This window comes from Mycobacterium barrassiae (assembly GCF_025822765.1).
In the GTDB taxonomy this organism is placed as follows: Bacteria; Actinomycetota; Actinomycetes; order Mycobacteriales; family Mycobacteriaceae; genus Mycobacterium; species Mycobacterium barrassiae.
The window spans coordinates 1-10,957 of the sequence record NZ_JACKUK010000021.1; the positions used below are offsets into that span (position 1 = coordinate 1).

The following is a 10,957-nucleotide window of genomic DNA, read 5'->3' on the forward strand; positions in this document are numbered from 1 at the left end:
CAAAGGCAAGCTACTCGAACGACCCACCGACATCACCCCACCAACACCGCCTTCAAACGGTGACGAGAGCACCGGAACGGAGGTCGCCTGAAACACCCCGATCCACAGGTATTGACAATTTCTCATCGCGACGAGCCGCCACCCCACACTGAGCTAGGCAGGCCCGAGTCCCACGGCGCAGCAGCGGATTTCATCAGCCTGCTCCCCCACACCCGTGCCGTCTCACAACGGCGCCAGCTGATCGCGGCGCTGGCAGTCGCCGGCGTGCTCATCGTCGCCCTGTCGGTGTGGCTTATCGGACGCGGCTCCGACCCGCCCGACACCGCCCCCGCGGCGGTGCCATCGACGACCACCGCGGCCCCGCCCGCAGCGCTGCAAGATCTCCGGCGGCTGCTCCCGTCCGGCTATCCCGCCGGAGCATGCACCCCAGCACCATCCCCTGATGGCGCGACGGTGATCACCTGCGGACCAAACACCGACCCTGGTGGACCCCGCAGCGCCACCTACACCCTGGCCGCCGGACCCGAAGCGCTGCGCACCACGTTCGACCAGCTCGTCGAATCCACGACAGTGGTGGTCTGCCCCGGAAACATTCAGTCCCCTGGCCCGTGGCGACGCAACGACACCCCCGCCGTCACCCGCGGAACCGTGCTGTGTGGGCTGAACAATGGGCGCCCGCGCGTGGTGTGGACCAACGACGCGCAACGGCTCATCGCCGACGTGCAATCCGGTGGCCTCAACGACCCTCGACTCGACCAGCTCTACGCCTGGTGGGGGACGCACTCGTGATCAGCCGGCCACCGCGTCGGCATCACGCCGAACGGCAGATCGTCCGCGCTGTCCGGTCGATCGCGGCACTAGCTAGCTAAGCTAGCCCCCCACAGCTCTATCACCGCGCGTGTGTGCGAGGGGCTACCGGGTGGGGTGGACCACGCGACGGGTGTTTATTGCGGCTTTTTCGTGCGGGTGGATTCTAGGAGAATCCACCTCTCGGAGTCATCCAGGTTTCCCCCCTTGAATCCCATGATGACCTTCGTGTATTCGGGTGTATTCGGATCCTGGGTGATGATCGCCTGTTTCGTAAAGCTGATTACGCTGTCGAATTCTTCATATTCGCCTGCTTTGGCGAGTTGTTCTCTTGTGCTTTCGCGTCCGACTCCAAGCGGTATCGCCGGAATGGCATCTCCGAACGTCTCCGTCAACTTAGTATTCATCTGACCCTGAGCGATTACTTCGGACATTTTGTAGGCGTCGTCGACTCCTAGAGTCCCTTGGGTGCTTCGTTCCCACGCCTGAAAGCTCGCCAGAGTGAACTGATCCCAGATTTCTTGAGTGCTGTTGGCCAACGAAGGTTATGCTACTGGCCGGTTGAAGTAGTTATAGTCGGCGTAACCGAGATCATCCAGCGCTTTATTGAGCCGTGCTGCCGTTGACTGCGTGTCTGTATTAAGAATTATCCCAGCATAATCGAGCTTGCTCTTGAGGGGTAGGGTTGAAAACTCTGCGGGGGTCATCTCGCTCGGCTGCTTTTCGGGTTCAAGAAGGTCGCTGTTGGCAGCGGGGGTTTTTGTGCCGCTCGTTGCCTGATCGTTTGAGCTGCACGCGCTTAAGCCGATAGCAAATACAATAGATGAGGCGGTTGCAAGTACTCGAAACGCTGATCTGCTGGTCACGCGGATAAACTAGCAGTCAGGTGGCCCCAACGACCCTCGGCTGGACCTGCTACGCCTGGTGGGGCACTCACTCGTAATCACCCGGCCATAGATGCGAGGTGGCGCGCCGGACAGTAGATCTTCCGCGCTGGCCGCGCCGGCCGCGCCGGCCTTGTCTGCTGGGCCACCGCGACCGCCGTCACGGTTGTGCGAGGGCTATGGCGTGGGGGGTGCTTCCGTATCGTTTGTTCTAACAAGCACCCAAACGCCGGAATTGTCAACACTTCCCTGCGTAAATCCAGCCGTGACCTTTACATACTCAGGATTATAGGGGTCTTCTGACAAGACAATTTGCTCTGTGTAGCTAATGACGCGCTGAAATTCGGCGTATTCACCAGAGTTTGGGAGCTGCTCTCGGGTGCTTTCCCATGCAAGGTGGAGACTTATGACGGGTGTTGGCTTTCCGAGTAGTTCGACGAGGTCGTTGTACTCTCTGCCGCGTGTGGTGACGTCGGCGATCTTCATAGCTTCATCCATCTTGAGGGTGCCCTGATTGCTTAATTCCCAAGCCTGGAATGACGCCAGTGTCATCTGATCAGTTATCTCCTGCGTGCTATTCGTTATTGACGGCTGCACGACAGGTCGGTTGAAGTAGTTGTATCCCGCGTAACCAAGTCTATCTAGTGCGGCATTCAGTCGAGCCGCAGTCGCTTCCGTATCTGCGTTCAAGATTGGTCCGACATAGTTCAGTTTGCTCTCCATAGGTAAAAGTGAGAACTCGCCGGGGGTCATCTCGCTCGGCTGTTTTTCGGGTTCAAGTAGGCCGGTGTTGGCAGCGGGGGGTTTTGTGCCGCCTGGTGCCTGATCATTCGAGGTGCATGCGGTTAGACCGACAGCAAATGCAATAGATGCGATGGCTGCAAGTGCTTGAAATGCCAATCTGCTGGTCATGCGCCCTGATCCGCCTTTCAAAGCGGCAATACGCTCGGCAATCATCGTGGCGGATGCCCGTACTGCTGCAGAATCTCCGCCAGTCGAGGATCGCCCATAGAGCCATAGGTGTACTCAACAACCGGCAGAATGTAGCCGCTTCGATCACTTCGATTCACCATTAAAGTGACTGCCTTGTCCGGCCCCCCGACCTCCTCAAGGGCGATCAGTCGCCCCCCGTCAGAACCCACCTCAGTTTCGCCGATCGTGACATCCTTGAGTTCAACATTAGATAGACGCGAGGGGCGGGCTCTGAAGACGTGTTTTATTCCTACTGTTGGATTTCTCCCAATGTACTCAAACACGTCGGAGAAGCCATCCGCATGCGGATTTCGTAGTGCCGCGTAAGCGCGCTGCCCCTCGTCGGTATTGCTACCTCGCGAAACAAGCCATAGTGCCAAGGTTTGAAAATTTAGGTAGTCCTGGTCCGACCATTCCGATCGAGGCTTCTTCAGGTCCGGCATATAAAGGACGCTCCGCTCTTCCTCGGTTAGGCGCCCATTTACCTGAATGTCATCCCAAGCCGATTCCAAATTGGCGTTAAACTTTTCAGCCGTGTCTTCTATGCGCGCCTGCGCATCGAGTCCTGCATAAACATTAGGATCCATTTGATCATATTCGTCAGGGGTGACGACGCCATTCTTGTCAAGATCCCCGGTTAGCGGTTCGGAAACGCTTCTCTCAGGCGCAACCGTTCCATCTCGCGACGTCGCGCTCGACCCTGAAGCAGCGTCTGCATACGCGTCAAGCTGACCCTTGGCGCCGAAGTACCCCCACGCGTACCAAGCCCCCGAGCCGACCACCACAACGATCACCGCAATCAAAGCCCACTTTATCCAAATCGGGCTGTTCGGCGCTGGTTGCGTCATCTGGCGGGTACTCCTGCAATCTGTCCGCTGGTTAGCGTTTGCTAACTCTTTGATGGTATGGCATTTTCTGGGCCAGTTGGCATACAAAAGGTGAGGTCTGAACGGTGCATTGTCGTGTCATTGTCCTCCCGGCCGCGGCGGACGGTGGGCAGGCCAAGCTGTCTCACATCTAATACATCGGGGGTGAGACCCCACAAGCGCGCACACACAACACCGCCCGATTCGGGTGAGCTGGCGTCAGCGTCGCCACACTTGAACGCGGTCGGTCTTGAGCGGGGCGCCGTCTGGACCCTTGACGTACGGGGCGATCCACTTCGGGCGCCGATCGGCATGATTGGGCCCACACGCCTGCTGACGCCAATGGCCGCCCACCCACCACCGGTGTCGGTACTGACGGTCACCCAACGAACCATCACGTTCCCTGGGCGGGCTCATGGGTCGCCGCAACTCAATGATGCTCACCCGGTTCGGGTCCGCAGCCGCACGGGAGGATTCCCCGGTCTGCGTCGACGGTGCACTGTTGAGGACGCGGGTGGCGGCCACGGTGGGTTGGCCCATCAGGAGCCAGGCCGCTCCGACGACACTCACCAACGGCGACGCCTCAGCCGATCGGGCCACCTCAGCGGTGCGCGGCACTAACGGCTGTAGCAGCAGCGTCGGGTTGGTCACCCACAATGGCGAGGACACCCCGTAGGGGGCCAGCAGTTCAGGGTTCTTGACCAGGCGTGACACCGGTTGCAGTTGCAGCACCCCGTCGGGGCGAGACCACCACCACAGCCCGTCCCATGGGACCTCGGTGGGATCATTCGGGTTCAGCGCATTCCACGGCACGCTTCCGGCCGGCTTTGCCCAACATAAAAGCCCGGTCGGAGCCGGCGCGGCGACAGCGGGCGTCCACTCCGGAAGGGAGTCGGCGGCGTCGAGCGCGACGTCCACCATGTCGCGTGAAACCCAGTACAGCTCAGCACGTTGATGATGTCGGCTTCGCCGCTCATCTGACTCAACGTCTCGGCCAGCTTCGCCTGCAGCCGCTTCAACCTTCGAAGGCTCTCCCCCGCAGCTCCCAGGGCCTCGGACGGTTCTGCGAGGGCGCTGGATTGGTGTTCGACAAGGCTGTCCGAAGCGTTGCACCACTGCCGGCGAATGTCGGGCAGGCCCGGTGCCGCCCACGGAGTCGCTTTGCGGCGGCGGCTCATCGCCGGCCCGCCGTTCTAGCCGAGACCATCGGCGAACTCCATGACGGTTGCCGCCTGCTCCTCAATGAGAGAGACGAACTTCGGGACCGACTGCGTCGTCATGCGTGAGGGCAACTCCTGCGCCACCGCCCTGAGGCGGGCGCCGGCGGCCCGTAGTTCGGCCTGTTGCACCTCGCGGCTCACCGGAGACGGCGTCACATAGGTCAACACCGCCCGCAATTCGGAAAACCGGATGGCCTCCCCGCCGAGCTTCTCGTTGAACAGCCGCGCATGCGTGCCATCGGTGTGAGCCCAGCTGCGCATCTCCGATTCGAGGTAGGCGGCTATCACGTGCAGTGCCGTCGGTGTGGCGGCGGCGATGGTGGATGCCCCGGCTCGGCCGTACGTGCGGACGGTCTCGGCGAGGTCGCGAACCTCGGTGACCACCTTGGCCAGGTAATCGATATCAACTTGCACATCGAAGTCGGGCATACCAGCGATCCAAAGGCCGCGGCGCACCGCTGATCTGCAAAGATTTCCCCCACTCACACCAGCTGCACTCCAGTCGGGGAGATGGCACTGCCGTACCCGACGCGGCACGTAATGTATCCGGCATCCACGTCCGAACGCTGACGCAGGTCATCGTCGGACATCTCGGAGGCCCGCTCAGCCGATTGGTCTGTCATCTGAACGCGTTCCCATCTACGACAGTGCTGTGTCGCGCAGGCCGCTACTCATGGAGTCTTGCCGACGTCAAAACTAAGAGCTTGCACAGAGGGCGCCGTAGAGAAACGATGCTATGTGATACGCCTCGTCCCCGGCGGCTCGCGCGAAAGGGTGGGTTTGACCTGGAAAGCCAACCAGCAATGGAGTTCCAAGACCGCGGTAGTGCCTACCTCGATCGAGTTCTAGCCGATCCCGAGCGCGCGGAACGCGTCGCCCAGATCCGCCAGCAGATGCTTGCTGACGATTGCGCTCATCGAGCTGATCAGCAAGCAATACAGGACTAGTGCCATTGAACATTCGTTTGCAGGGCCGCAGCGAAAGTGTCCGCGAAAACATGACTTGGACGCAGCCTCGCACACGGCGCCGTCATTCAACGGGGGTACTAGCGGTCAACGCACACTGGTTGAACACGCGGCACACGACACGCCATCGCGAATTACATTGATGTTATTCATGTCGGTGGCGGACCATAGAGTGGCAACAACCAGTAGGAAACCGCAGGTGGGGAGGCTCCGTTGGCGGATCGTTCGGCGATCGAGTGGACCGAGGCCACCTGGAACCCCGTCACCGGCTGCGATCGCGTATCGGCCGGTTGCGATCACTGCTACGCGATGACGCTAGCCAAGCGGCTCAAGGCAATGGGCTCGGCGAAATATCAGGTCGACGGCGATCCGCGCACCTCAGGCCCCGGCTTCGGTGTGACAGTGCACCCCCAGGCACTCAGCGAACCGCTGAGGTGGAAGAACCCGCGGGTGGTGTTCGTAAACTCGATGAGCGACCTGTTCCACGCGAGGGTGCCATTGGACTTCATCCGTGACGTCTTCGACGTCTGCCGCGACACCCCGCACCACACTTACCAGGTGCTGACCAAACGCAGCCTGCGCTTGCGCCGCGTCGCGAACAAACTCGACTGGCCGAACAACGTCTGGATGGGTGTATCCGTCGAGAACGCTGATGCACTGCCGCGGGTGGAGCACTTGCGCGAAGTGCCGGCCGCTGTGAGGTTCTTGTCCTGTGAGCCGCTGCTCGGACCGCTCGACGGAATCGACCTCACCGGAATCGGCTGGGTAATTGCCGGCGGCGAGTCCGGTCCCCGGTATCGGCCGATGGAGTTGTCTTGGGCGCGCGGTATCCGAGATGCCTGCCGCGACGAGGGTGTGCCGTTCTTCTTCAAACAGTGGGGTGGCCGCACCCCGAAGGCTTCCGGTCGCGAGCTCGACGGCCAGCTGTGGGACGAGATGCCTACCGCGGCTACCGGTTGAAATCCGACTCAGTCGTCGTCAGCTTCATCCGGGCCTGCCGCGAAGATTTGGATGCGGCTGCTGGCCGGCCACGGTGAGTTCTTCGGCGAGGTGGGTGGCGACAGTCGGACGACCAACCCTTCGTGGAACAACTCGGTCAGCGCGGTCCGCACGTGCGGTTCCGTATACCCGGCGACCTGCGCCTGCTTGGCCAAGGTCGTGAAGTCGTGGGTGCCGATGCGCTTGCGGAAGTCCTCGATCAAGGGCTGGATGTCGGGATCGAGCAGGCTGGGTTGAAAAGCAGTGGCAGCACTGGCCCCGCGGCCGCTCGTAGGGTCCGCTGACCACTTGGCAGAGTTCCAGCATTCAAGGCCAGCCTGATGATGTGTCGCGAAAATCAGCGAGTACCGGGTGTACCGACGTGCAACATCCACGTCGAACGACGAGGTGTGGCAACCAAGCGCCTCGAGTTTGTCGCAGTAGAGCTTAACGAGCGCAGCCTTGGACCGCGCGGTGTTGAGTTCGGCACCAATGTCCTTCCAGGAGTCGTCCCCATACAAGCTATTCATCACCGACACCATCGCGGGGTTGGTGCGGTACCGGTGGGCTTCGTCGACCATTAACGTGATCACCGCGTCGTTCTTGCGGAGCTTCACGACCTCCGAGACGACGGACCACGGGATTTGCTTGAGCCCGTATGGGTCGATAATCCACAGCGTCTGTTTTCCCGGCGGTGCGTGCTTCTGGCGCACCTCGCCCACGACGTCCTCGAACTTCTTCGGCCCGAGGGAAACGTGACTGATTCGGTCATCTGCGGGAAGGGCCTTCATTCGCTCGTCCAGAGCTTCGGTACGCCGCTGATCTAGGTCGTTTGTCACGTGTGTGAGCGGTTGGAAGTTCGGGCGGCAGATGTGATCGCGGTACAGCTTGGCGATCATGATCGCGCTGCCGTCGAGGCCGTCGGAGTACATGCCCGAACCGGCGAACCCGTCGATGATCGTCGCTGGCTTTGCCCACCTGCCCTGCAGGACCTTGCCCATCCAACAAGCGATGTACCGCCGATAGAACGCGTGCTTGAGTCGGGTGTGGGGGTCCGCCTGGTAGTCGACCTGCTTGCGCAATTCCTCCTTGCGAGTCATCTCAAGGCCTCCATCTCACCCGATGGCCGACGGCGGTCACGTGCATCATTTGGCGCTCCTCCCCCTCAATGCGCAGCGTATCGACAGGACAGACACGGATGGTCACCTCGCCGCGGCTCCGGAGTGGCGGTGGAGCTTCTGGACAGGTAGCCCCCGTGTGTGACAACACGCATACGGACCAGCAAGCACCTCAACTTCGCCGACGCCTACGCTCGTCTGACACGTGCGTTGACGGACAGGGGCACAGCATGGGTTCGATCCACGAGGTGATGGAGGCGTTCCGAAGAGCACCCTCGAATTCCGAGCGGGGCACGAAGTTCGAGAAGCTGATGGTGCGCTACTTCGACCTGGACCCACTGCTGTCGCAGCAGTACGACGAGGTGTGGCGGTGGATCGACTGGCCCGGCCGGAAGGGCAGACCCGACACCGGTATCGACCTCGTTGCCCGCGAACGCGACAGCGGTGAGTACACAGCGATCCAGTGCAAGTTCTACGAACCGACACACCAGCTCCGCAAAGAGGATATCGACTCGTTCTTTACAGCGTCGGGCAAGAACCCATTCACCAACCGGATCATCATCTCAACCACCGACCGGTGGGGCCGCAACGCTGAGGACGCTCTCGAGGATCAGTCCGTGCCGGTGCAGCGGATCGGCCTGGCCGAGATCGCGGACTCGCCGATCGACTGGGATATCGCCTGGGTCGACGGTGACTTGCGGATCGACGTCTCCGAAGCGACCCGTCACGAACCTCGCCCGCATCAGGCAACGGCGGTCGACAAAGCCTTCGATGGGTTTGCCGCCGGCAACGACCGCGGAAAGCTAATCATGGCCTGCGGCACCGGGAAGACCTTCACCGCGTTGAAAATCGCAGAGCGCACGGCCGCCGAGAAGGGCGGCAGCGCCCGCATTCTGTTCGCAGTGCCGTCCATATCGCTGCTGAGCCAGACGTTGCGAGAGTGGACCGCCCAGACTCAGTTCGATCTGCGAGCCTTCGCCGTCTGCTCGGACACAAAGGTGTCCCGCGCAGCCGAGGACATCAACACCTACGACGTGGCGATCCCGGTGACAACCAACGCCGCGAAGCTGGTGCACGAGATGGAGCACCGCAAGCGTGCTAAGGGCCTGACCGTGGTGTTCACCACCTACCAGTCGCTGCCGGTCGTCGCCGATGCCCAGAACCTCGGGGTAGCTCCATTTGATCTTGTGATCTGCGACGAGGCGCACCGAACCACCGGCGTGACCTTCGAAGGTGTCGACGAGTCGAACTTCGTGAAGGTCCACGACGCCGCCTACCTGCACGCCGACCGCCGCCTGTACATGACGGCCACACCGCGAATCTACGACGAGACCGTCAAGGCGAAGGCCGACGAGCATTCCGCCGAGATAACGTCGATGGACGACGAGACAAAGTACGGCCCCGAGTTCCACCGCCTATCCTTCGGGGAAGCGGTCGAGCGCGGCCTCCTCACCGACTACAAGGTCCTCGTCCTCACCGTGGATGAGGAAATGGTCGCCGCTCCCCTGCAGACCCAGCTCGCTGGTGGTGACGGCGAGCTGCGTCTCGACGACGCGACGAAAATCGTCGGCTGCTGGAACGGTCTAGCCAAACGCGCCGGCAAGACCCCCGACGGGCAGGGCTTCGTGCCCGGCGCGGCCCCGATGCGGCGGGCGGTCGCCTTCGCCAAAGACATCGCGGCCTCCAAGAAGGTCGCCGAGCTATTCCCGAAAGTTGTTGACGCGTACCGCGAAATGCTCACCGACAGCCAAAACGACGGCGTCGCCATCAATGAAACGAACCTCGAACTCGCTGTGCAAGTCCGTCACGTCGACGGCACCTTCAACGCTTTAGAACGCAACCGCGAGTTGCAATGGCTCAAGGCCCCACTGCCGGAGAGCGAGTGCCGGATCCTGTCCAACGCGCGGTGTCTGTCAGAGGGCGTGGACGTCCCCGCACTTGACGCCGTGATGTTCCTGCACCCGCGCAATAGCGTCGTCGATGTCGTCCAATCCGTCGGTCGCGTGATGCGTAAGGCCCCGGATAAGGACTACGGGTACATCATCCTGCCGGTCGCCGTTCCGGCCGGGATCTCGCCGTCACAGGCCCTCGGTGATAACCGCCGATTCAAAGTCGTATGGCAGGTCCTCAACGCCCTCCGCGCTCACGATGACCGGTTCAACGCCATGGTGAACTCAATCGCCTTGAACGCCGCGGACCCTGGCGCAGTCACCGGCCAGGGTTCGGACCGGCTGCTCGGTGCACACATCGGCCCCACCACCGACAAACCGGAGACGCTCGCCGCTGCCAGCTCAACATCCACAGCGACTGCCCCCGGGGACCCTGCGGCCGGTGTTGCCGACGGCGATGGATCTGGCGGTGGCGCCTTAGCGTCACAGATGGCGTTGTTCTCCCTGTCTGAGTGGCAGGAAGCGATCTACACCCGCATCGTGGACAAGGTTGGCACCCGCACCTACTGGGAAGACTGGGCCAAGGACGTCGCCGACATCGCCGCGGCACTTATTGCCCGCATCAGAGCACTCCTAGATGGCGCCGATCTCAAGGTTGGAACGGCATTCGACAAGTTTCTCCAGGGCTTGCGCGACAACCTCAACGATTCCATCACTCGCGATGATGCGATTTCGATGCTCGCCCAGCACCTGATCACTGCGCCGGTATTCGACGCGTTGTTCGCCGGCCACGAGTTCGCCGCTCATAACCCCGTCTCACGCACGATGCAGACGATGGTGGAACAGCTCGGCGGGGCCGGTTTGGAGGCCGAGACCGAGCACCTTGAAGGCTTTTACGACTCGGTGCGGATCCGCGCCTCGGAGGTCACCACCGCGGACGGCAAGCAGCAGGTAATAGCTGAGCTGTACGAGAAGTTCTTCAAAGTGGGGTTCGCGAAGCAGGCCGAGGCGCTGGGCATCGTGTACACCCCCGTCGAGATCGTCGACTTCATCCTCCGTGCCGCCGACCAGGCGTCGCGGGAGGCATTCGGTCGCGGCCTCACCGATGATGCCGTTCACGTCCTCGATCCGGCTTTTATGCGAAATTTTGGCGTCTCACGAGACAGCAATGCCGGCGAATCAAGGTCAGGCGAGCGAATCCTGGGGTTTGCCGTTTCAGCTCCTTCGTTGATGATGGCTTGTCCCAGGGTGTTGTCTT

The 10,957-nt window shown here is 61.6% G+C and carries 11 protein-coding genes; 3 read left to right on the plus strand and 8 right to left on the minus strand.

The window, feature by feature from the left end; translation table 11 throughout:
- Positions 1–111: 111 nt before the first annotated feature.
- Entirely contained in the window at positions 112–789 is a 678-nt protein-coding gene (locus H7J93_RS10195) for a hypothetical protein (RefSeq protein WP_267306179.1), read from the plus strand.
- 155 nt (positions 790–944) lie between these two features.
- Here the strand turns inward: H7J93_RS10195 and H7J93_RS10200 are convergent, their stop codons facing one another.
- The 7 genes from H7J93_RS10200 to H7J93_RS10230 all read right to left on the minus strand — a co-directional run bounded on the left by H7J93_RS10200 (position 945) and on the right by H7J93_RS10230 (position 5,372).
- Positions 945–1,346, minus strand: a complete 402-nt coding sequence (locus tag H7J93_RS10200) for a hypothetical protein (RefSeq protein ID WP_267306180.1) — start codon at positions 1,344–1,346, stop codon at positions 945–947.
- A gap of 6 nt (positions 1,347–1,352) precedes the next feature.
- Positions 1,353–1,673, minus strand: coding sequence for a hypothetical protein (locus H7J93_RS10205; RefSeq protein ID WP_267306181.1), 321 nt, complete (start codon positions 1,671–1,673; stop codon positions 1,353–1,355).
- 195 nt (positions 1,674–1,868) lie between these two features.
- Positions 1,869–2,648, minus strand: coding sequence for a hypothetical protein (locus tag H7J93_RS10210; RefSeq protein WP_267306182.1), 780 nt, complete (start codon positions 2,646–2,648; stop codon positions 1,869–1,871).
- The gene (locus H7J93_RS10215) at positions 2,645–3,511 is read right to left on the minus strand and encodes a hypothetical protein (protein ID WP_267306183.1); all 867 of its coding nucleotides are present in this window, start codon (positions 3,509–3,511) and stop codon (positions 2,645–2,647) included. Before H7J93_RS10215 ends, H7J93_RS10210 begins: the two co-directional genes overlap by 4 nt.
- 237 nt (positions 3,512–3,748) lie before the next feature.
- Positions 3,749–4,450 (minus strand): hypothetical protein, encoded by a 702-nt coding sequence (locus H7J93_RS10220; RefSeq protein ID WP_267306184.1) that lies wholly within the window; start codon positions 4,448–4,450, stop codon positions 3,749–3,751.
- 272 nt (positions 4,451–4,722) lie between these two features.
- Positions 4,723–5,178: a hypothetical protein gene (locus H7J93_RS10225; protein ID WP_267306185.1), complete on the minus strand. Its 456-nt coding sequence runs from the start codon at positions 5,176–5,178 to the stop codon at positions 4,723–4,725.
- Between the two features lie 53 nt (positions 5,179–5,231).
- Entirely contained in the window at positions 5,232–5,372 is a 141-nt protein-coding gene (locus H7J93_RS10230) for a hypothetical protein (RefSeq protein WP_267306186.1), read from the minus strand.
- A 555-nt stretch (positions 5,373–5,927) separates the two neighbouring features.
- Here H7J93_RS10230 and H7J93_RS10235 point away from each other — a divergent pair.
- Positions 5,928–6,674, plus strand: a complete 747-nt coding sequence (locus H7J93_RS10235; RefSeq protein WP_267306187.1) for a DUF5131 family protein — start codon at positions 5,928–5,930, stop codon at positions 6,672–6,674.
- Positions 6,675–6,682: 8 nt separating this feature from the next.
- Here H7J93_RS10235 and tcmP read toward each other — a convergent pair whose 3' ends face one another.
- Entirely contained in the window at positions 6,683–7,792 is a 1,110-nt protein-coding gene (gene tcmP / locus H7J93_RS10240; protein ID WP_267306188.1) for a three-Cys-motif partner protein TcmP, read from the minus strand.
- A 248-nt stretch (positions 7,793–8,040) separates the two neighbouring features.
- Between tcmP and H7J93_RS10245 the strand changes: the two genes are divergently transcribed.
- Positions 8,041–10,957 (plus strand): restriction endonuclease (locus H7J93_RS10245; RefSeq protein ID WP_267306189.1); only part of this gene is annotated, 2,917 nt, incomplete at its 3' end.

What these genes read in the sequence shown, in the direction of transcription:
- H7J93_RS10225 (WP_267306185.1), bottom strand. Translation starts at nt 5,178, where the DNA reads ATGCCCGACTTCGATGTGCAAGTTGATATCGATTACCTGGCCAAGGTG.
- H7J93_RS10230 (WP_267306186.1), bottom strand. Translation starts at nt 5,372, where the DNA reads ATGACAGACCAATCGGCTGAGCGGGCCTCCGAGATGTCCGACGATGAC.
- H7J93_RS10215 (WP_267306183.1), bottom strand. Translation starts at nt 3,511, where the DNA reads ATGACGCAACCAGCGCCGAACAGCCCGATTTGGATAAAGTGGGCTTTG.
- tcmP (WP_267306188.1), bottom strand. Translation starts at nt 7,792, where the DNA reads ATGACTCGCAAGGAGGAATTGCGCAAGCAGGTCGACTACCAGGCGGAC.
- H7J93_RS10220 (WP_267306184.1), bottom strand. Translation starts at nt 4,450, where the DNA reads ATGGTGGACGTCGCGCTCGACGCCGCCGACTCCCTTCCGGAGTGGACG.
- H7J93_RS10210 (WP_267306182.1), bottom strand. Translation starts at nt 2,648, where the DNA reads ATGATTGCCGAGCGTATTGCCGCTTTGAAAGGCGGATCAGGGCGCATG.